Origin of the sequence: Hymenobacter sp. 102 (assembly GCF_049949205.1) — a bacterium.
Classification (GTDB): Bacteria; Bacteroidota; Bacteroidia; order Cytophagales; family Hymenobacteraceae; genus Hymenobacter.
The window spans coordinates 4,886,682-4,906,963 of sequence record NZ_CP188172.1 but is presented as its reverse complement, the minus strand read 5'-3'; the positions used below and the strand labels follow the sequence as shown (position 1 = coordinate 4,906,963).

General features: G+C 64.0%; 16 protein-coding genes and 1 pseudogene. 14 read left to right on the top strand and 3 right to left on the bottom strand.

Features of this window, described 5'->3' with window-relative positions; genetic code table 11:
* Position 1 precedes the first annotated feature (1 nt).
* From ACN19L_RS21285 to ACN19L_RS21260, 6 genes are all read left to right on the top strand, one after another.
* Positions 2-628, top strand: a complete 627-nt coding sequence (locus tag ACN19L_RS21285; protein WP_426491400.1) for a hypothetical protein — start codon at positions 2-4, stop codon at positions 626-628.
* A 64-nt stretch (positions 629-692) separates the two neighbouring features.
* Entirely contained in the window at positions 693-1,457 is a 765-nt protein-coding gene (locus ACN19L_RS21280; protein WP_426491399.1) for a conjugal transfer protein TraK, read from the top strand.
* A gap of 29 nt (positions 1,458-1,486) precedes the next feature.
* A complete protein-coding gene (locus tag ACN19L_RS21275) occupies positions 1,487-2,389 on the top strand; it encodes a DUF4138 domain-containing protein (protein ID WP_426491398.1) in 903 nt (300 codons plus the stop codon).
* A 10-nt stretch (positions 2,390-2,399) separates the two neighbouring features.
* On the top strand, positions 2,400-3,818 hold the full coding sequence (gene traM / locus ACN19L_RS21270; RefSeq protein WP_426491397.1) for a conjugative transposon protein TraM: 1,419 nt from the start codon (positions 2,400-2,402) through the stop codon (positions 3,816-3,818).
* A 22-nt stretch (positions 3,819-3,840) separates the two neighbouring features.
* A complete protein-coding gene (locus tag ACN19L_RS21265; RefSeq protein ID WP_426491396.1) occupies positions 3,841-4,728 on the top strand; it encodes a hypothetical protein in 888 nt (295 codons plus the stop codon).
* A 233-nt stretch (positions 4,729-4,961) separates the two neighbouring features.
* Complete coding sequence (locus ACN19L_RS21260; protein ID WP_426491395.1) at positions 4,962-5,273, top strand: conjugal transfer protein TraO; 312 nt, start codon at positions 4,962-4,964, stop codon at positions 5,271-5,273.
* A gap of 141 nt (positions 5,274-5,414) precedes the next feature.
* On the opposite strand, the gene ACN19L_RS21255 is transcribed toward ACN19L_RS21260, so the two are convergent.
* On the bottom strand, positions 5,415-8,480 hold the full coding sequence (locus ACN19L_RS21255; RefSeq protein WP_426491394.1) for a Tn3 family transposase: 3,066 nt from the start codon (positions 8,478-8,480) through the stop codon (positions 5,415-5,417).
* A 150-nt stretch (positions 8,481-8,630) separates the two neighbouring features.
* Here ACN19L_RS21255 and ACN19L_RS21250 point away from each other — a divergent pair, with 150 nt between their 5' ends.
* The 4 genes from ACN19L_RS21250 (at position 8,631) to ACN19L_RS21235 (ending at position 12,128) form a co-directional block, all read left to right on the top strand.
* The gene (locus ACN19L_RS21250; protein WP_426491393.1) at positions 8,631-9,242 is read left to right on the top strand and encodes a recombinase family protein; all 612 of its coding nucleotides are present in this window, start codon (positions 8,631-8,633) and stop codon (positions 9,240-9,242) included.
* A gap of 28 nt (positions 9,243-9,270) precedes the next feature.
* Positions 9,271-10,116: a chromate resistance protein ChrB domain-containing protein gene (locus tag ACN19L_RS21245; RefSeq protein WP_426491392.1), complete on the top strand. Its 846-nt coding sequence runs from the start codon at positions 9,271-9,273 to the stop codon at positions 10,114-10,116.
* 104 nt (positions 10,117-10,220) lie between these two features.
* Positions 10,221-11,033, top strand: coding sequence for a DUF2490 domain-containing protein (locus tag ACN19L_RS21240; protein ID WP_426491391.1), 813 nt, complete (start codon positions 10,221-10,223; stop codon positions 11,031-11,033).
* Positions 11,034-11,090: 57 nt separating this feature from the next.
* On the top strand, positions 11,091-12,128 hold the full coding sequence (locus tag ACN19L_RS21235; protein ID WP_426491390.1) for a DUF1259 domain-containing protein: 1,038 nt from the start codon (positions 11,091-11,093) through the stop codon (positions 12,126-12,128).
* 48 nt (positions 12,129-12,176) lie between these two features.
* On the opposite strand, the gene ACN19L_RS21230 is transcribed toward ACN19L_RS21235, so the two are convergent.
* Both ACN19L_RS21230 and ACN19L_RS21225 read right to left on the bottom strand, forming a co-directional pair.
* On the bottom strand, positions 12,177-12,584 hold the full coding sequence (locus tag ACN19L_RS21230; protein ID WP_426491389.1) for a hypothetical protein: 408 nt from the start codon (positions 12,582-12,584) through the stop codon (positions 12,177-12,179).
* A 121-nt stretch (positions 12,585-12,705) separates the two neighbouring features.
* Positions 12,706-13,938, bottom strand: a complete 1,233-nt coding sequence (locus ACN19L_RS21225) for an MFS transporter (RefSeq protein ID WP_426491388.1) — start codon at positions 13,936-13,938, stop codon at positions 12,706-12,708.
* A 160-nt stretch (positions 13,939-14,098) separates the two neighbouring features.
* On the opposite strand from ACN19L_RS21225, the gene ACN19L_RS21220 reads away from it, so the two are divergent.
* The 4 genes and pseudogenes from ACN19L_RS21220 to ACN19L_RS21205 all read left to right on the top strand — a co-directional run bounded on the left by ACN19L_RS21220 (position 14,099) and on the right by ACN19L_RS21205 (position 20,254).
* Positions 14,099-14,491 carry a hypothetical protein gene (locus ACN19L_RS21220; protein WP_426491387.1) on the top strand — a complete coding sequence of 131 codons (393 nt, stop codon included), beginning with the start codon at positions 14,099-14,101 and terminating at the stop codon, positions 14,489-14,491.
* A 97-nt stretch (positions 14,492-14,588) separates the two neighbouring features.
* A pseudogene (locus ACN19L_RS21215) lies at positions 14,589-18,310 on the top strand (CusA/CzcA family heavy metal efflux RND transporter); the annotation flags it as partial.
* A 159-nt stretch (positions 18,311-18,469) separates the two neighbouring features.
* On the top strand, positions 18,470-19,024 hold the full coding sequence (locus ACN19L_RS21210) for a TolC family protein (RefSeq protein WP_426493615.1): 555 nt from the start codon (positions 18,470-18,472) through the stop codon (positions 19,022-19,024).
* A 39-nt stretch (positions 19,025-19,063) separates the two neighbouring features.
* Positions 19,064-20,254: an efflux RND transporter periplasmic adaptor subunit gene (locus tag ACN19L_RS21205; RefSeq protein WP_426491386.1), complete on the top strand. Its 1,191-nt coding sequence runs from the start codon at positions 19,064-19,066 to the stop codon at positions 20,252-20,254.
* Positions 20,255-20,282 lie beyond the last annotated feature (28 nt).

Genomic DNA, 20,282 nt, shown 5'->3' with positions numbered 1-20,282 from the left:
GATGAACTATCCCACCCGCTACCTGGCCCTGCTGACCCTGGGCCTGGCCACTGCCTGTCAATCCAAAGAAGAAAAAGCCAACGCGGCCCTCGCCGACGCGCTAGAAGCGCAAGCGGAAAGCCCCGCTGAGCAGGCCCGTATGGCGGCGCAAAAAGCGGCTTACGCGCTGCCCCCGGCCCGGCCGGCCTCGGCGGTTGACGTGCGGGCCGGCGTGGAGCAGCTGCTGCCGGCCGAAGGCTACCTGGAGCTGGTGTCGGTGAAGGGGCAGGCCCTGCAGCCCATCACGCTCGGCCTGCCCCCTATGTGGCGCATCGGGGTGAAGCCGGGCTACCCCAAAGTAGGCCCCGGCTACAAGATTCCGTTCGAGGCGGTGCTGCGCTGGAAGCCCACGGGCTACGTGGAGACCAAGCCCAAATCGGCCTTGCTGGTGCTGCAGACGCCAAAAGACTCGCTGATGCGCTTCTACATCTCGGAGATGAGCGTGGGCAGCAAGGTCGTGCAGGTGCGGCCCGGGGAGCCCATCACGGTGCAGGGGGTGCTCTACACCTACCTCGACCGGGATAATGCGCAGCGGCTGCTGGTGTACCCCTACCAAGAAAAGCAAGTGTATCTGCCCCTGGCCAACTAAGGGCAGTGGGGAAGAAAGCCCCGGCCTTAAAAACCTCCTCTCGTTGACTTAATCAGCCTTTTTAATGGACTCCGCCAAAAACCTAAGTACCTCATTCTCCACCATGCGCAACCTGGCGATGGGGAGCGTCCTGGCCCTGCTGCTCGTGTCGCTGGCGGCGGGCTTTCTGGTGTACCGCGCCTACGAGAACAGCGGCCGGCGCGTGTACGTGGTAGGCCAAACCGGCTCGGTGGCCGCCCTCTCCGCGCCCAGCACCGAAACCCACACGCCCTATGAGGCCCGCAACCTGGTGCGCAACTTCATGCAGACCATGTTCGGCCACGACCAATACACCTACAAAACCAATCTGGACGCGGCCCTGCCCCTGATTGAGGGCCGCGGCGGCCGGCGCATCTACGACGGCTTCACGCGGGGCCAGGTGCTGCAGAACTACGAGCGGTACGCCGCCCGCAACGTGGTAACAGTCGACAGCGTGAGCATCGACATGAACCACCGCCCCTGGTCGGGCCGGGTGTATATCAAGCAGCGCATCTTCATCGGGGGTGAGCAGAAAGAGCCCCTGCCGCTGGCTGCCAAGTTCAACCTGACGGAAACCAACCGCTCCGATGCCAACCCCTACGGGATGCTCATCACCAACTTCGACTACATCCCCTACAACCCGCAGGTGTCGCGGGAGGAGATACAGGCACTGAAGGAGCAGGAAGCCGACCGGCAGCGGGCCCTGCTGGAAGCCCAGCGCAGCGCCGGGGCCCTGGCTCCGGCAGCCGGCGACGCGCCCGCCCCGGCAGCAACTCCGGTTACACCCGCCGCCCCCGCAGCGGGCAACTAATCCTATCCTTTCTCCAAGCGCATCGCACTATGTTTTCCAAGCTTTTGCTGGCCTTGAGCCTGCCCCTGCTGCTGGCGTCGGCCACGTCAGCCCAATCCTCCACGGCCGTGCTGCGGCCCGCCGCGGCACCACCGGCGGCCCCGGCGCTGCTGGACGTGGCCGTGTCCGACAGCTCCACTACTTACCTCGTTTTCGGCGGCCCCGTGTCGCTGGTCGACGTGGGCATGGCCAACAACTACCTGGTGAAGATTGAAGCTAACGCCGTGTTCGTGCGCGCCCGCCGCAAGTCCGCGCCGCCCACGCCCATCCTCATCCGCTACGGCTCCAAGTACTGGATGGGCCGCCTCGTGTACGTGAACCGGCCGGTGCTGCAGCTCTACGACTTTCAGAAAGACGGTGCGCTGAGCGTGAGCGGCGGCAGCAGCGAGGGCACGGCGGCCGGCGCGGCCCCGGAGAATGAGTTAGCCCTAGACAAGGAGCGGGAGAAGAAAGCGGCCGTGGAGGGCAAGCTCAGCCAGCTGCGCAAAACGCGGGAAGAGCACCAGGCCGTGGCCGTCGTCGACAACGACCTAGTACTGTCGCTGGCCAACGTGCGCAACGACAAGGATTTTACCTACCTGCGCTTCAAGGTCATCAACCACTCGGCCATTGACTACAACGTCGATTTCACCGACTTCCAGCTGGTGGAAAACGCCCATAAGAAGTTTCTGGCCCGCAAGAAGAACGAAGCGCGCCGGCCGCTGGCTCCCTCGGGCGGCTTAGCCAACCAAGTGGTTACGGGCCGCACCACCGGCTATCTAACCTATGCTATTCCGCTCTACGCGGCCACCGACCGGGGCTACCTGGAAGTGACCCTGCGAGAGCTGAACGGGGCGCGGGTTCTGGTGCTGCCAGTGCCTTCGCGGGTCATCAATCGAGCCTCTACCATCTAACGCCGCTGCTATGGAACCCGCAAATCCCCACACCCAACCCCCAGCCATGGGCTCCGCGCCGCACGACGACGCGGAGCACTTCGGCCCGCAGCGGCCTGCCCCCGCCGGCCAGCCCAAGGCCACGCCGCTGGAAACGCTGCGCAACAACTGGCTACTCCTGACCGGCCTGCTGGTGCTGCTGGTCGGCATGGGCCTGTTTCTCTGGCTGCGCTCCGCCACTCAGGCCGCGCAGCAGAAGAAGGAAGTCGTAGCGGCAGCCTCGGAAAACATCGAGCCCGAGATTAAGGCGGCCCCCACGGCGGCGGCAGAGCCAGTGTCGCCCTCCGCGCAGATAGAGCAGCAGCGCCGGCTGGAGCAGGAAGCCCAAAGCACGCCCACCCGCCTCAATACCGACGAGGTCGCGGAAGCCTTCGTGGCCGATACGATGGGGCAGGCCCAGCGGCGGAAGCAGCGGGCGGCGGCCCTCACGGCGGCAGCGCGCCGCCGGCAGGAGGAAGCCCGCCTCGCCGCGGCCGACGTGGACACCATTGAAGCCACGGTGCAGGACCCCGCAACGGGCTCGTACCATGCCCAGACGCTGGTGGTGCCCCGGCGGCGGCCGGGCCAGGTAGCCGGCAGCGTTGCCCGCCAGACCAGCTCCGGCGCGGCGCGCAGGGCGCGGGCCGCGCTGCTGCCGGCGACCGACACCGACGGCACCCCGTTTGAAACCGACCCGGACGTGCTGGCCATGCTGAGCACATCTCCGCCCGAAACCCGCGCCGCCTACGAGCGCATAACCGGCAAGCGCTACCGCGACCCCAGGGCCGTCGCGCAGACGTTGGCCAGCCGCACCAGCGCGCCCGGTATGGATGGCTTTAATACTGTCAAGGCCGCGGGCTCCGCTCGGATGATGGCCCAGAGCAGCCAGGTGGAGCTGGTGCCCGACGTCTTTTTCAAGTGCGTCATCAACGGCGAGCAAAAGGTGCGAACCGGCTCCGTGGTGCTGCTGCGGCTGCAGGAAGACGCCGTGGTGTCGGGCGTGACCTTCCCAAAGAATACCGTCTTCGCCGCCGTTGCCACCGTGGGTACCAACAATGTGATGCTGGAAGTCAACCGCCTCGGGCCCAACCGGGTCGCGGCCAGCATCTACGACTACAACTACATGCCCGGCATCATGATTGACCCCGTGAAGCGGGTAGCCAAAGATGCCAGCCTCGCTGGCCAGGACCTGCAGCAGCAGTCCATGCAGGAGGTCAGCACCGCCATTGACCGCTCCGCCTCGGCGGCCAACTCGGTGGTGGGCGTGGGCGGACGCGTGGCCATGGGCGTGCTCAGTCGGCCCAAAACCCGCACCAAGCTGCGGGACGTGCTGCTGCCCGACGGCTACCCCATCCTGATTACTACGGCTGCCGCCGGCCAAATGGGGTCGGCTACGGCGTCGGGACGCTAATCCTTTCATCAATTCTACGACAATGAAAAAGACTCTTTTTCCGGCCCTGGCGGCCGTTGCGCTGCTGCTGGCCCCGGCCGGTCAGGCCTGGGCGCAGATGGTGGTGAATGACCCGCTGCACATGGGTGTGCAGATTGGCGAGTTTGCCAAGCGCCTGCAGCAGTGGTCCTCCACGGTGCAGAATTACCAGGTAGTAAAGGACGCCCGTCAGATTGCCGGCGTTACGAAGGACATCACCAGCGAGGTTCGCAGCCTCACCCAGGAGGGGCTCGACCTGCAGAAGCAGGTGCAGGCTGATCTGCGGAAGGTGCAGAGCATTCAGGACTTGCGGCTCTCCAACCCGCAGGAGCTGTTTGCGCGGGCCCTGGCCATGTCCGGCCGCAGCCAGACCAACCAGATGATGCCCGTCTACGCCAAGGCCCAGCGCCTGCGCCAAGCCCTGCAGCTGACCAACCCCGTGCAAGACGTGAATACGATGTACGACGTGTTCTCGCGCTTCGGCACCAGCTCGGCCGACCCCAACGGCAACATGACCAGCGACCAGTACCAAGCCAAGCGCGAGGAATCCACGGTTTCCCTGTTTGCAGCCGAAGAGATGATGGCCAAGCGCAAGCTGGCCATGGCGGTGAACTACTACAAGATTGCCGACGAGATGACCGCGCAAAGCGTGGAAATGCAGGCCACGCTGAAGAATCCGGGCCGCTACGCCATGACGGAAGGGGAGCGGATAGCTGCCCTGAACTCCTCGAACGACAACCTGATTAAGGCTATGCAGCTGCGCGAGCAGGGCGACCGGCTGTTCATGGAAGCCTCGCAGTCCGGCCCTGCCCACCAGGCCGCCGAAGCAGTGTACGCTTCGACCCTCAGCCGGAACGCTCTGATTAAAATGGACCGTGCACGGCCGCGCTAGCATCTTATGAAAAAGCTCCTGTTAGTGGTGCTCCTGCTCGCGGGGGTCGGCATTCTGCCGGCCTCCGCCCAGCGGCACGTCAAGCACCTGGCCTCTTGGGGGGCACACCTCGGCCGCTCCGAAACCGGCAACTACTATGAGTTGAGCTATATGCCCATGCTCACCAACCACCTGGCCCTGCGCCTGAGCGGGGCTATGAGCACGGCACCCTTACTACTCGCGGCGAATACTCGGTGTATCAGGGCCGGGTTCTGCTCTCGCCCCAGCTATTCCGCCTCGGGGAGGTGGCCTACGTGCATCTGCTGGTGGGGGCTGGCGCGGGCTACGAGTGGACCAACCAGAACGGCACTGGGGAGATGATGACCGGTGCGAAAGAGCCGCAGCGCTTCACTTACGGCCCCCAGATAGGAGCCGAAGCGGATTTCTTCCTCGGCAACCGGCTCTCGCTCGTGGCCACGGGCACCAAAGGCTACCTGTTCAATAATCCGTTGGTCGACCAGTGGCCAGGCTTGGCCAGCGTTGGCCTGCGGTATCACTTTCGCTAATCACTCCTTCTAACCTATGAAACAACTTGCCTATCTACTGCTGAGCTGCGCGGCTCTGGTCACTAGCTGCTCGAAAGACAACGATGCCACGCCCTCCGGCCCGAAAGAGTATCGGCCTTGGTTAAAAGTTTGGTCCAAAAATTACATAGTGGGCGAGTCCATGTGCCAATCAGTCGTCAGCCAGGCCTGCACATCAAACTGAAGGGCATCCGTTAAGGCCTCATCGGAGAAATCGAACTCCCCTTGCAGGTTGAGGTGCTGCCAGCTCACGGGGGAGGTGCGGGCAATAGCATCGGCCACGGCCTGACGCTCGGCAACCGGCGTCTGAAACAGCTGCTGGTTCAGGTACAGGCAGTTCCAGCAGACGATCACGTTCTGTACCAACCGCTTGCAGGCGTCGGCCAGCTGATGCTCCTCTTTGCCGGCGTAGCGCAACTGGCCGCTTTGCCCATAAAAGACAGCCCGGGCGAAATGGTGCGCGCTTTCGAGCTTGTCCAACTGGTCGTCGATGCGTTTGCGCAGGTCCTGGTCGTCCATGTAGCGCAGCAAAAACTCCGTGCGCACGGCCCGGCCCAGTTCGCGCAGGGCTACATACAGGGGATGCTGGTGCGCGTAGGAATTGAGGCGCTTGAGCACAGTGGAGGCCGTTACGTGCTTGAGCTTCAGACTCACCACCAGGCGCAGCATCGTCTCCCAGTGGGCCTCGATAAGGTGCCGGTCCAGCGGCTTGCCCAGGCGCAGGCCGACTGCTGCAACGTCGGGGGCGCCCATGCCGGCGAACAGGTACAGCAGTTGCTCCTGGAAGGACTGGATGCGGGGGGCAAACTCGATGCCTAACAGGGCCGTCAGGGCGAAATTGACCTCCGTAAACCCATGCGTGTCGGTGGAGTGCAGCGCGGACTCGACCACCTCGTTGTGCAGCAGGCCATCGACCATGTACGGGGCCTCCCGCTCCGCCGAGCTGAAGGCGGCGGAATGGAACAGGCGGTGACGGTCATCAATGAAGCTGTAGAAGACGAGCCCCTTTTCCTGCCCGAAGTACTTGTAGGAGTAATTGGCGTGGATCGAGTCCACCGCCACGTAGTATTTCTGGCCATCCGATGCCGTGTGCACTGGCTGGTCGGGAACCCGCCGGAACAAGCGGCTGACCGGCAGCTTGCCCGTCAGGGCAATCACCGCGTCATTGGCTCGGCGCACGTTTTCCAGCGCAAAATACCAGTTGACCGTATTCTCCAGCGTGGCCTGCGCCACGTGTTTGGTGGCATGGGCCATGCGCGTCAAGCCCAGATTGCAGCCGTAGGCCATCACGCCCGCAAAGAACACCCGGTCGGCGGGACGGGGCGGGCGATGCCGCGGGTTCCAGTGCTCGAGGCAGTCGGTAAAGCGGCACTGCTGGTTGACCGTATGCAGCACTTCGTGCAAGGCAATCTGCCCTGGCCCCGGAAACAGCGGCCGGCTCCCGGCGGGCGCGTCTTCGGCCGCACGGGCCGGGGTCAGAAAATACGGCCGGCCACCGGCCCGCTGCCGCACGCCGGGATTTGTGCCGGCCGTCAAGCGGTCCAGGGTACGGGTGATGCTGGTAGCTAATCGGTCCTGGAGCGCGTCCAGCCACGGCCCGGCAGCAGCCAAGTGCGAGAGGCTGGCCTGAAACAGCCAGTGGTCCCGCTGTGCGGCCCACGCCGCCGCGTCGAGCAGATAGGCCTCGAAGGGACGGTAGCTGAGCGACTGCACCAGGTTGAGTTTGCCAGCTTTTAAGTGGTCCGCCACGTGCCCGGCCAATAGAGCCTTGTAGAGCGATACAGGACTCTCCGCCTGCTGCAAGGCCGCCCGCTCAGCGGCTTTGAGGAACGCCGTTGGGGGGTGGTTACCCAGCTGTCCGTCGCGCATCCGATAGTGGACCAACGCCTGGGCCAACGGGCTGTCGGAAGGGCCTTCATAGGCTACCGTACGCAAAATATCGCCGAGCCGGCGCTGTAGTGCCCGGGAACGCTCCTCAATGACGCGGAAATACGGGTCATAGCCGCCTCCACTCGTGCGCCGCAACTGCTGGGCGGCCAAGCGCAACTGCCCAAACGCCGCTACGGACGGGGTATGCAACCAGGCCAGCAGCGCGGCTACCTTGTCCGCATTGGTTCGATCAAAGGCAAACGCCATCCGCTCCAGTTCCTGGAGGGCGGCACCGTGCGTGACAACCCCGTCGAGCACCTGCTGCAGCTGCGCGGCCGTATCTTGTTGCTGGCGGTAGACCCGCTGCTGGGTGTCGCGTTGGGCGGCGTTGCGGTGAGTCTGCACGGCCTGCAGCAGGGTGTCGGTGAGCAGGTCGCCCACCTGATAGTATTGATACACCACGAAACAGAGCACCATCAGGTATTTCTTCTCCGCTTGCTGCTGCACCTGGAAGACCTGGGCCCGCTCGACGTAGCGGGCATAGTAGCGGACCAGTTCGTCCGACAGCGCCAATGCCTGCACGACGGGCTGTACCTGCTTAAATAAGGATTGCAGCACGGCATAGTCCTGCACATTCGCACGGATGGCCGCCGGGCGCATCAGCTCCAGGCTGCGCTTGAGCGTGGTGAGGCGGTACGGCCGGTGCGCATGGGCCGGCTCATCGTCGGCGGTGGTGAACAAAGCGTCCAATCGCTGCCGCAACGTCGGCGTCAGCAACAGGGCCAACTGGGCCGTGACCTGCTGGTCAACGGCGCGAAAGGCATCGGTGACCACCCCGGCCAGGGCCGCGTAAGTGGGCACTTCCCACCGGTGGGACCGCAGATAATCGGCTACGGTGCGGAAGACGGCGGCCGGGTTGGGCTGCTGACGGGCGAAATGGATGGCTTGCTGCTGCACCAAGACCAGCACGTCAGCAAAGGGGCGCACCCCGAAGTGGTGCAAGAGCACAGGCCGGTGGCGGAAGCTGGCTACGTTTTCGTACCGGCTCCAGTCCACGGCCCCCAACTGGAACCGCTGCTGGACGTAGGCCCGGTCGGCGGCCATGAACTGCTCCACGGGAAAAAACCGGCCGGCGGCCTTAAAATAGCCGAGCTGCAGAATGAAGCCGCCGCGCATGTGGGGTGCCGTCATGGGTTGGAGCACAGCCGCGGTCCATTCAGGCAGGGCAAAAAATAACTCGCGTTGCAGCGGCGTAAACGGGGGCGGGGCGTCGAACGCCCGGCGCTGAGCCGTGTCGAGCAAGGGTAGGGTACGGGCCATCGGGTGTCTCGCGAAACGGACGTTTTACCGAGGCATCTGTCCCGGCCGGTTCGTTGCGCGCCAACCTACCCAAAAATTGTCTCATTTCCTGTTCTCACGAATCAATAACTCACTATCTTCGGCCTCGTTGACTTTGTGAGAATAATCCGCATGATGTACGGCTACGCCCGAGTGAGCACCCCCGACCAGCAGGTGTATTTGCAGACCGATGCGCTGCGAGCGTACGGCTGCGCTGAAGTAGTAGAGGAAAAAGTCTCTTCCGGGAAAGAGCGCCCGGCTTTGCAGCGGCTGCTGACGCAACTGCGCGCGAGTGATACGCTGGTGGTGTGGAAACTTGACCGGCTGGGCCGTTCCTTGAAAGAGTTGGTGACACTGGTGACCGGGTTTCAGGCAAAGGGCGTACAGTTTGTCAGCTTGCACGACCACCTGGATACCACTACCGCCCAGGGACGCCTGATGTTCAACCTGTTTGCTTCCTTGGCCGAGTTTGAACGGGATATTATCCGCGAGCGAACCACGGCCGGGCTGACGGCCGCCCGTGCCCGGGGTCGTCAAGGCGGCCGACCGAAAGGCCTGTCGAAACAAGCGCTGGCCAAGGCGCAGGCCGCCAAGACGCTGTATCTCCAGCAAGACAAAACCGTGGCCGAAATCGGGCAACTGCTCGGCGTTGGCCGGGCAACCATTTACCGGTACTTAGCCCACTTAGGCGTTCCTACGGGCAGCCAGGCCATTGTTGGCGCACCATCCTCCCCGGTGGTTTGAGGGCCGTAATTGCATTGTTCTCTTGCCCATGCACTGGATTACCCGCGAGCGTCCCAAGATTGACCGGCTGGCCTGCCCCTGGCTGATTCTACGCTTCATCGACCCGGCCGCTGAAATCATCTACGTGCCCGCGGCGGAGGTAACGGCCACGGCCGAGCGCACCGGCGCCATTCCGTTTGACGTGCCGGGGGTGGAGTTCACCCACTACGGGGCGGAATGTACTTTCGACTATTTCCTGCGCAAGTACCAGCTGAGCGACCCAGCCCTGCTGGCCATGGCGCCGGTGGTGCGCGGCGCCGACACCGACAACCACGCCCTGGCCCAGCAGGCGGCCGGGCTGTGGGCCATTTCGGCCGGGCTGGCCTACAACATCCGCGACGACCAGCAACTGTTGCAGCAGGGGCTGGTGCTCTACGACGCGCTTTATACCTGGGCCCAACACTTGCAGGGGCAGGCCCACACCCAGCAGCCCGAGGAGCAGCTGTTGGTGCAGGTATACACCGCTTACCTGCAGCGCGCCAAGGACCGCAATGCCCCGCCCCCGGCGTGGACCGTGCAGCTGCGCGAGCTGATCCAGGACCACCTCGACACGAACCTGGCGCTGCGCCTGACGGAGGTGGCCGAAACCCTACAGGTCAACCCGACCTACCTCTCTCGCGAGTTTGCCCGGTATTTCGACGACCTTTCCTTTGGGGAGTATATTCGTAAGATGCGCATCGACAAGGCCCTGCAGCTGTTGGATACGACCACCTACCCGGTGGGCGAAATTGCCTACCTGACGGGCTTTTCCGACCAAAGCCACTTCACCCGCATTTTCAAGCAGCACACCGGCCAGAGCCCCGCCGCCTACCGCCGGAAACGCACGGCGAGGTAAAGATTCTACCAACGGAAAATTCCGTTCTATTTTTCCCACTAGGCGGGCCGTAGCATTGCCGTCGGGTGGTGCCTCTCGCGTGAAGGGAGCAGCAGCCGGACCTGATGCGCAACCGACTTTCCTTTCTTACTTCGACCTGGCAGGGCCCCGTGGTGCTCGGGGGTCTGGGGCTGCTGCTGGCCCTGCCGGCGCGGGCGCAGAAGCAGTTCGTGCGTGAGCAGCAGACTTGGGTGGGCTACTTCAACCAGACGCGCTTCTCCCAGCACTGGGGCACCTGGACCGACCTGCATGTGCGGCTGCACGACCACTTCGTGCAGGCCCTGTTTCAAACGGTGGCCCGCGGCGGGCTCACATACTACCTCACCGACGATGTGCGTCTGACTGGCGGCTACGCCTACGTGCACCACTTCCCCGACGGGGCCCGCACCATCGGGCAGGCCGAGCACCGGCCCTGGCAACAGGTGCAGTGGTTCACCCGCTTTCCGCAGGCCCGGCTGATGCAATGGGTGCGGCTGGAAGAACGGTTTCGGCGTCATATCGTGCAGAACGAGCGCACCGACGCATTCGACTTCAACTGGCGCACCCGCTACAACCTGGCGCTGTTTCTGCCGCTGACCAAGCGCCGGTTTGAGCCCGGCGGCCTGCAACTGCTGCTCAACGACGAGCTGATGGTGAACCTGGGCCGGGAAATCCGCTACAACTACTTCGACCAGAACCGGGCCTTCGCCGGGCTGGTGTACCAGGTCAGCAAGCAGGCCCAGCTGCACGCGGGCTACATGCACCTGTTTCAGCAGCTGCCGGCCGGCGACACCTACCGCAACCAGCACACCATTCGCCTGTTTTTCTTCCATAACCTCGATTTTTGCCCCGCGCCGGCCGCCGTTCCGCTGGCTGTACCACCAGCCCCGCCGGGCTAAGGCGGCGCCCGTAAAGGGGCATAGCAACGCCCCATCAACCTACTAGCCCCACCCGCCATGGACCATCTACTTTCCCGCCGCGACGCGCTACGCGCCACCGCCCTGCTCGGCGCCACCTCCCTGCTACACCCCGCCGACTCGCTGGCTGCGGCGGCTGCCCCCGGCAAGGGCAAGACGCCCCCGCTGGCTGCGCCCGACCAGGCCGCCATCGACGCCGCTCTGGGCAAGAAGGGTACCTACAACGAGGCCCAGGCCACGCACGTGGTGAGTCTACCGCGCAACGACCTGAACATGCGCATCAAGGGCGAGCCGGTGCCCATTCCCTTCGGCTTCGGCGGCTGGATGGCTATCAAGCACACGCTCGATGGCAAGTCGGCCATGCTCATGAGCGACACGGTGCTGCTGCAGGAGGAAGTGGCCCCCCTGATGGACGCGGCCCACGCCAACGGGCTGGAAGTGGGGGCGGTGCACAACCACTTCTTCTACGAGGAGCCGCGCATCTTCTACATGCACGTGCACGGCATGGGCAGCCCGGCCGAGCTGGCGCAGAAGTTTGCCGCCACGCTGAAAAATTCCAAGCTGCTGCCCGCCAACCAGCCCGCCTCGGCCGCCGCGCCCAGTGCCGCGACGGGCAATAATGGAACGCCGGCCGCCCCGGCAGCCCCCACGGGCAAGGAGCTGTTCGACCTGCCGGCGCTGGACAAGCTGGTGGGGGCCCAGGGCACCGTTAACGGGCCCACCTATAAGTATACCATCGGCCGTGAAGACCTGCAGGTGGTGATGATGAACACGGAAATGACGGCCGCCATCGGGCTGAACTCCTGGGCCGCGTTTGCCGGCAAGCAGGACGATGCCCACATCGCCGGCGACATTGCCATGCTCGAAGGCGAAGTCAATCCCGTCATCAAAGCCCTGCGCGCGCACAAGCTGGAAGTGGTGGCCGTGCACAACCACATGCTTTTTGACCAGCCCCGCATGGTGTTCCTGCACTACTACGGCCGGGGCCCGGCCGCGCAGCTGGCCGCCGGCTTCCGCTTGGCCCTCAACCAGCTAGGTAAAAGCAAGCCACAGCACATGCCTGGCACGGAGCATTAGGCGGGCACTGTATTGTTCAATACAGCGCAGACTGCGCACAGACAACACTTACTGCTGCCGCAGCCACTCCAGGGCGCTGCCTTCGTTGTCAAACCACCGATACACCGGATAGGGAGTCATAACCCGCATACTGACATTTGTGCTGGCTAGGCGAGCAAATACTTCATGAGAGGGCAGAACAGCGGCGTAACGATATCCCCCGTCGCGCAGAGCCCGCGGCAACCACTCGTGCAGCAACCATTCCTGCTCGGGCGGCGGAATGGGCATCATCAGGCGTTGATCGGCCAAGACTTTGCCGCTACCACTGGCGAGTAATAGCCGCAGCACCTGTTCCAATACGGCCCGGAATTCCGCTGGTTGATACCGGTGAGAAGTCCAGGTAACGCGTACTATCAACTCCGCGTCGAGTTGCAGTGAGGCGGCAGGTAACTGTATTGCAGAATCCGGGAATAGCATACGGCACGAGTGGTAAAGTGCGCGAAAATACCACCTCTTAGTAAACCAAGCGCTGGAATAGCCCGCAAGAATACGATTAACAGGAAAATGTGTCTCCTCCAGCGCAGCGAGCAACAAACACTCAGGGTTTTCGTGGCTCCGATGGCCTCATGGCTTGCCACGTGAATAACCAAGAACCAGCAAGCAGCAGCAGGCCCAGCAGCCCACCCCACCAAAATGAGTGGGTGGGGAAACGGGTACCCAGCCAGCCGGCCAGCGGGTAGGCGAAAGCCCACCACAGGTGGCTCCAGGCGAAGTGCGCCCCATACACCCGGCCCTGGTATTCCTCGGGTGTTTGCTCGGCAATGATGGTTTGCGTGGCAAGATTCACCGCGTTTTGTCCGGCCCCGGCCAGCAGCCAAAGCGCCAGTAGTCCCCCCAGCCTCGCGTAATTGGCCGGCAGCACCGCTAAGGTGGTGAGCAGGGCCCCAGCCAGCAGAAACGTGGCATGGGCCACCCGCTTGGCCAGGCCTCCAGCCAGCAGAGCGGCGGCCGTGGCCCCGATGCCGAAGGCGGCCATCACCCAGCCGTAAGCCGCGTCGCCCAGGCCCAGGCGGCCCTTCACGTCGCCCACAGTGTTCACCAGAATCAGGGCTCCGCTCACAGCGGCCCCCAACTCCAGCAATAGGGCGTAGCGCATCGGGCCGTCGCTCCAGAGGCGGCGCGTGCCCACCAGCAGGTTCGGCACGGTGATGCGCTGTTCATCTTGGTTTTCGTTCTCGGCGCGCAGGCGGGCGGGCAGGGTCAGAATCAGCACGCCGGATAAGAGAAACGAAACGGCATCCACAAAGAAGATGTCGCGGGCGCCGAGTAGGACTGCCACGCCGCCGGCCAGGCCCGGCCCGAGTACACCCAGCAACTCCTGAGTAGCACTGGCCAGACTCAGGGCGGGCGCCAGCTCCTCGTCGGTCGTGACGGCCGGCAACGTAGCCTGAAAGGTGGGCGTGAAAAACGCGGTGAAGGCGTTAACGGTAAACATCAGCGCATAGACCTGCCACACCTGCGTGACGAAGGGCAGCAGAGCAATGACCATCATGCGCACCGCGTCGGCAGTGACCATAATGATCTTACGGTTGAAGCGGTCGGCCAGCAGACCAGCCAGCGGTGAGAGAACCACGAAGGCCGTCACGCGTAGCGTCAGGGCAAAGGCCAGCACGCCGGCCGATTCGGCTCCGCCTAGCTCGTAGGCCAGCAGGGCCAACCCCACCCAGGTCAGCGCGTCACCGAAGAGGCTGATGGTCTGAGCCGCGTACAGGCGGGCGAAGACCGGGTTTCGTAATGTCTGGAAAGGCGCGAGTAAGGTAGCGACAGGCATAGCAGCAAGTGTGATGCGTGACCGTGTACGTGCCAGCCGCCAGGACAGCCAGGCAAACAGCATACGACACTTACACCACCCGGCGGCTGCGGAATTAAAAATGAACCTGAATTAGTTGCGCACGTAGACGCTTTGCCCAACGCTGGGTATATTTGTGCCCATGTCGCGTTTTCTGCTTCTGTTGCTCAGCTTTCACCTGCTCGCCGTCAGCTTGCTGCCGGGAGGGGATGCGCGTGAGCTAACGGAAGTGGCTTCGGCTTGGCAGCACCGCACGCACGAGCACGCCAGCAGCACCCTACTGGACTTCGTCTACGACCACTTTGTGGCCGCTGACTCGCATGAGCACAGCGGTGACCACGCCGCCGACCACCAGTCCCTGCCGCTGCACCACGGCCACGATACGGCCTCTGCGGCAGTGTACGTGCTACCGGTTGCGCTAACCTGGCAACCCAACCCGGCCCAGTACGCTGCGGCCAGCCGGTTGCCGAACCATGCCGAGCCCGCCGCCCGCCAAGGAGTGCTGCGCCCGTGCTGGCAGCCCCCCCGGGCCTAAATCACCCCCCGCTTTTCTGGGTTACGTTCCGACGTCCGGCTTTTCCTAAGGGAAGGTCTGTGGCCGTCGGCACATCGTGTTGATTTAGACTTTTTTCATGCTGGACTCCATTATTCGCTTCTCGATCAAGCACAAGCTGCTGATCGGGTTGCTGACACTGGCCCTTGTGGCCTGGGGCGGTTATTCCGTGGCGCACTTGCCCATCGACGCCGTCCCCGACATCACCAACAACCAAGTTCAGGTCATTACCCAAACGCCCTCCCTCGGTGCCCCCGACGTGGAGCGGCTGGTGACCTTCCCCATCGAGCAGGCCATTGCGACCATTCCCAACGTGGAGCAGGTCCGCTCCTTCTCGCGCTTTGGACTGTCCGTCGTCACCATTGTCTTTCCCGACGATGTGGACGTGTACTGGGCGCGCAACCAAGTAACAGAGCGGCTTAAGGAAGCCGAAGCGCAGATTCCGGCCGGTGTCGCGTCGCCCGCGTTGGCCCCGGTGACGACGGGCCTGGGTGAGATTTACCAGTATGTGCTGCACCCGAAGAAGGGCTACGAGAAGAAATACTCGCCCACGGAGCTGCGTACGTTGCAGGACTGGTTGGTGCGTAGGCAGCTGCTGGGTACGCCCGGCGTGGCCGACGTGTCGTCTTTCGGCGGCAACATTAAGCAGTACGAGGTGGCCGTGGACCCCGAGCGGCTGCGCAGCTACAACGTAACTATCGGCGAGCTGTTTAACGCGCTGGAGCAGAATAACCAGAACACGGGTGGCGCTTACATCGACAAGAACCCGGCCGCCTACTTCATCCGCACGGAGGGCTTGGCCGGGTCGTTGGAAGACGTGGGCCGCATGGTGGTAAAAGCCCCCGAGGACGCCAACGGCGTGCCGGTGCTGGTGCGGGACGTGGCCGAGGTGCGCTTCGGCCATGCCGTGCGCTACGGCATGATGACGCGCAACCAGGAGGGCGAAGTGGTGGGCGCACTGGTGCTCATGCTCAAGGGTGCCAACTCCTCGGAGGTTATCAAGAACGTGAAAGAGCGCATGGCTACGATTCAGAAAACCCTCCCCGAGGGCCTGGTTATCGAGCCGTTCCTGGATCGCACTAAGCTGGTGGACCAGGCCATTCACACCGTCACGAAAAACCTGGCCGAAGGGGCGCTCATCGTGATTTTCGTGCTGGTTATCTTCCTGGGCAACCTGCGCGCTGGCCTCGTGGTGGCGTCGGTGATTCCGCTGGCCATGTTCTTTGCCATCGGCCTGATGCGCACCTTCGATGTATCGGGTAACCTACTGAGTCTGGGCGCTATTGACTTCGGACTGATTGTGGACGGAGCCGTGATTATCGTCGAAGCCATCGTGCACCGGCTCGCCATCCTGCCCCGGGCCGCAGGAGCAACGATACTTTCCCGCGAGGAGATGGACGACGAGGTGTACCACGCCTCCAGCAAAATCCGCTCCTCGGCCGCGTTCGGCGAAATCATCATCCTCATCGTGTACCTGCCGCTGCTGGCGCTGGGCGGCGTGGAGGGCAAGATGTTCCGCCCGATGGCCCAGACGGTGGCGTTTGCCATCCTTGGCGCCTTCATTCTCTCGCTCACCTACGTGCCGATGATGTCGGCGCTGACCCTGAGCCGCAACACCGAGCACAAGCCCAATCTCTCCGACCGGGTGCTGGGCAACCTGGCCGTGCGCTACCAGCGCGTGGTGGAGTGGGCACTCGGTGCCAAAACGTTGATTCTGGGCGTAGCGGTGGCGCTTTTCGTCGGGGCGCTGCTGCTGTTCCGCACCCTCGGCGGCGAGTTTATCCCGCAGCTGGAGGAAGGCGACTTCGCGGTAGAGACCCGCGTGTTGCCCGGCTCGTCCATCACCTACACCGCCGAAAAGGCCCAGCAAGCGGCCGGTATCCTGCTCAAGGAGTTTCCCGAGGTGAAGGAAGTGGTAGCCAAAGTCGGCTCCTCGGCCATCCCGACCGACCCCATGCCGGTGGAAGCCTGCGACTTGATTATCGTACTCAAGGATAAGAAAGAGTGGACCACGGCCGATACCCGTGAAGGGCTGGTTGAGAAGATGTCGGAGCGGCTGGGACGGATTCCGGGCGTGACGTTCGGCTTCCAACAGCCTATCCAGATGCGCTTCAACGAGCTGATTTCGGGCGCCAAGCAGGACGTGGTTATCAAGATTTTCGGGGAAGACCTGCAGCAGCTCGATGACTATGCCAGCCGCGTGGGCAACATCATCCGCACGCTGCCCGGTGCTTCCGACCTGTACGTGGAGCGGGCTACCGGCCAGGCGCAGATTGTGGCGCAGATTGACCGGGACCGGCTGGCCCAGTACGGCCTGACGGTAGAAGCCGTCAACCGCACGGTGCAGGCCGCGTTTGCGGGCGAGGTAGCCGGCCAGGTGTTCGAGCAGGAACGCCGGTTCGACCTAGTGGTGCGCCTGAAAGAGGGTTCTCGTCAAGACATCAACAGCCTGCGGCAGTTGTTCATTGCCACGCCCAGCGGCCGGCAAGTACCCTCGACCAGGTGGCGAAGGTATCGCTCATCAGCGGGCCAAGCCAGATTCAGCGCGACGACGCCAAACGCCGCATCACGGTGGGCTTCAACGTGCGGGGCCGCGACGTGGAAAGCCTGGTCAACGAAGCCCAGCAGCGCATCAACAAGGAAATGAAGTTCGCGCCGGGCTACTATGCGACCTACGGCGGGCAGTTCGAGAACCTGCAGTCGGCCCGCGACCGACTCCTGATTGCCGTGCCGATAGCGCTGCTGCTCATCTTCCTGCTACTCTACGCCACGTTCAACTCCCTCACCCAGTCGGTGATGATCTTCACCGCCATTCCGCTGTCGGCTATCGGTGGGGTGCTGGCGCTGTGGCTGCGCGACATGCCGTTCAGTATTTCGGCAGGAGTAGGATTCATTGCCCTGTTCGGGGTGGCCGTGCTCAACGGCATCGTGCTCATCGGTTACTTCAACCAGCTCAAGGAAGAAGGCATGACGGACCTGCGCCAGCGCATTCTGGAGGGCACGCACGTGCGGCTGCGTCCGGTGCTGATGACGGCGATGGTGGCCTCATTGGGCTTCCTGCCGATGGCCCTGAGCACGTCGGGTGGTAGCGAGGTGCAACGGCCGCTGGCCACGGTGGTGATTGGCGGGCTGGTGACGGCCACGCTGCTCACCCTGCTGGTGTTGCCGGTGCTCTATTACCTGGAAGAAGCGTGGACGGCGAAACGGGACGCGAAGAAGGATGATTCGGTGAACACCACCAAGCTGGGCGTCGCGGGTAGCATCTTGCTGGCGCTGACTCTGCTGCCTGGCACCAGTTGGGCGCAGAAGCCGGGAGCAGCGGAAGGCGACGTGCTGAATGCCACGCAGGCCGTGGACGTGGCGCTAGGCCAGAGCGGCACGGTGCTGGGCGCGCAGCAGCAGGTAGCGGCCCAGCAGGCATCGGTACGGGCGGCCCGCGAAGTAGGCCGCACCACCATTCAGGGCAGCTACGGGCAGTACAACTCCATCAAGAACGACAACCTGTTCACCATCACGCAGCCGCTGGCCTGGCCGGGGTACTACCGCACGCTCACGGCCCTGGCTAAGGCGCAGGTGGTGACCAAGGAGCAGCAACTGGCCCTAGCCCGCGCCGACGTGCGCCGGCAGGTGCGGCTGCAGTACGAAGCCGCCGTATACGCCCGACACCGGCTGCGCACGTTGCGCGTGCAGGACAGCCTGTACACGGAGTTTGTGCGGGCCTCACAAGTGCGCTTCCGCAATGGCGAAACGGCCCGGCTGGAAGTATCCACGGCGCTGGTGCAGCAGGGCGAAACCCGCACCCGGCTGGCCCAGACCCGCGTGGAGTACCAGGTCGCCATCCGTCAGTTGCAAGCTCTGCTGCAGCGCGTCGAGCCGGTTGTGGTGGCTGATAGTACCCTGACGCTGCTCACACCCAAAGTAGCCGCTGCGGCCGACGACACCACGTTGCTGGCCAACAGCATGTTGTCACAGGTGCTGCGGCAGCAGATTCGGGTGGCCGAGGCCGAAACCCGCGTCGCGCAGGCACAGGGCAAGCCCGGTTTCACCGTGGGGTACTTCAACCAGTCCATCCGGGGTGAGCAGCTGGTCGACGGCGGCGGTACGCGGACCTTCACCGGCAGCGACCGGTTTCAGGGTGTGCAGGCCAGCGTGGCCCTGCCCCTGGTGCAGGGTCCGCAGCGGGCGCGGGTGCAGTCGGCCCGGCTGCAGGAGCGGGTGGCCCAGATCGGCTACGTGCGCTACCAGGCGGAGCTGGCCGGTCGGCTGGAAACGCTGCTCACCCAACGCGCCGAGCAGCAGCAGCGCCTGCAGTTCTACGAGCAGACGGCGCTGCCGCAGGCCGACGTGATTACCCGCGTATCGACCAAAGCCTTCAAGGCGGGCGAAAACGGCTACACCGAGTACCTGCTCAACTTGGACCGCGCCCTACGTCTGCGTACCGACTACCTCGATGCGCTGCTGCAGCACAACCAGACCGTCATCGAGCTGGACTACCTGCTGAGCGCCGGCGAGTAAGCCACCGCGCCGTCTTTCCCATATCTGATATTTTCTTGCATGAACTCTCCTTTGTATAAGGTAGCGGCCCTGAGTCTGTTGGTACTCGGCGCCGGCTGCCAGGGCAACGAGCCCTCCGAAACGCCGGCCGCCGAAACCACTGCCGCCCCAGCCGACAGCACCGCTGCAGCCGCGGCCCCGGACCTGATTACGCTGACCGCGGACGAGCAGCAACTCGCGGGCATCCAGACGACCACGCTGGACCAGCGCGTGCTGGGCGCCGGCCTCAAAGTCAACGGCGTCATCGACGTGCCGCCGGATAAAATGCTCTCCATCAACGCGCCTCTGGGCGGCATCGTGGAAAGCACCTCGCTGCTGCAGGGCACGCCCGTGCGCAGGGGTCAGGCGCTGGCCGTCATCCGCAACCCCGCGTTTATCCAGTTGCAGCAGCAGTACCTGGAAACCCAAAGCCAGCTGCGCTACGCCCGGACCGATCTGGTTCGGCAGCGGGAGCTGGTGCGCGAAGAGGTAGCCCCGGCCAAAAATGAGCAGCAGGCCCAGAGCCGCTACGATATGCTGGTGGCGCAGGCAGCCGGTTTGTCGGCCCAGCTGCGTCTGGCGGGGCTGCCGGTGGGTAAGCAGCCGTTCGTGTCCACGGCGACGCTACGCGCCCCGAAAGACGGCTTCGTGAAAGCAGTCAACGTGGCCGTGGGCCAGAGCGTGACGCCGACCGACGCCCTGTTTGAACTTGTGGACCCCGAGCACATGCATGCCGAGCTGACCGTGTTCGAGAAGGATGCGGCCCAGCTGAAAATCGGCCAGCGCATCCGCTTCACGGTGCCCAACGACAGCAGCGTCGAGCGGGGAGCGAAAGTGTACCTCATCGGCCGCACCGTGGACGAGGAACAGCGCACCGTGCGCGTCCACGGCCACCTGGACCGGGAAAGTGACCCGGCCCTCCGCCCCGGCATGTTCGTGCGGGCCGTTATCGAAACCACCTCCCGGCGCGTGCCGGCGCTGCCCGACAAGGCCGTGGTGGACTACGAGGGCAAGCAGTACGTGTTCCGGCAGGAATCGGCGGCGAACGGCCAGCGCAGCTACCGCATGCTCGAAGTCCGGCGCGGAGAGCAGGCCGACGGCTACAGCGAGGTCTTCCTACCGGGGCAAGCTACGGCCGATACCGCCGCCCGCTACGTGACCGAAGGCGCTTACTCCCTGCTGAGCAAGCTCAAAAACGCCAGTGACGAATAACCCACCCCGCAGCTGGTAGCTGCCGGCT

Coding starts and splice junctions, on each gene's coding strand:
- ACN19L_RS21275 (WP_426491398.1), top strand. CDS start 1,487: ATGTTTTCCAAGCTTTTGCTGGCCTTGAGCCTGCCCCTGCTGCTGGCG.
- ACN19L_RS21250 (WP_426491393.1), top strand. CDS start 8,631: ATGATGTACGGCTACGCCCGAGTGAGCACCCCCGACCAGCAGGTGTAT.
- ACN19L_RS21265 (WP_426491396.1), top strand. CDS start 3,841: ATGAAAAAGACTCTTTTTCCGGCCCTGGCGGCCGTTGCGCTGCTGCTG.
- ACN19L_RS21280 (WP_426491399.1), top strand. CDS start 693: ATGGACTCCGCCAAAAACCTAAGTACCTCATTCTCCACCATGCGCAAC.
- ACN19L_RS21235 (WP_426491390.1), top strand. CDS start 11,091: ATGGACCATCTACTTTCCCGCCGCGACGCGCTACGCGCCACCGCCCTG.
- ACN19L_RS21210 (WP_426493615.1), top strand. CDS start 18,470: ATGTTGTCACAGGTGCTGCGGCAGCAGATTCGGGTGGCCGAGGCCGAA.
- ACN19L_RS21220 (WP_426491387.1), top strand. CDS start 14,099: ATGTCGCGTTTTCTGCTTCTGTTGCTCAGCTTTCACCTGCTCGCCGTC.
- ACN19L_RS21285 (WP_426491400.1), top strand. CDS start 2: ATGAACTATCCCACCCGCTACCTGGCCCTGCTGACCCTGGGCCTGGCC.
- traM (WP_426491397.1), top strand. CDS start 2,400: ATGGAACCCGCAAATCCCCACACCCAACCCCCAGCCATGGGCTCCGCG.
- ACN19L_RS21255 (WP_426491394.1), bottom strand. CDS start 8,480: ATGGCCCGTACCCTACCCTTGCTCGACACGGCTCAGCGCCGGGCGTTC.
- ACN19L_RS21230 (WP_426491389.1), bottom strand. CDS start 12,584: ATGCTATTCCCGGATTCTGCAATACAGTTACCTGCCGCCTCACTGCAA.
- ACN19L_RS21245 (WP_426491392.1), top strand. CDS start 9,271: ATGCACTGGATTACCCGCGAGCGTCCCAAGATTGACCGGCTGGCCTGC.
- ACN19L_RS21225 (WP_426491388.1), bottom strand. CDS start 13,938: ATGCCTGTCGCTACCTTACTCGCGCCTTTCCAGACATTACGAAACCCG.
- ACN19L_RS21240 (WP_426491391.1), top strand. CDS start 10,221: ATGCGCAACCGACTTTCCTTTCTTACTTCGACCTGGCAGGGCCCCGTG.
- ACN19L_RS21205 (WP_426491386.1), top strand. CDS start 19,064: ATGAACTCTCCTTTGTATAAGGTAGCGGCCCTGAGTCTGTTGGTACTC.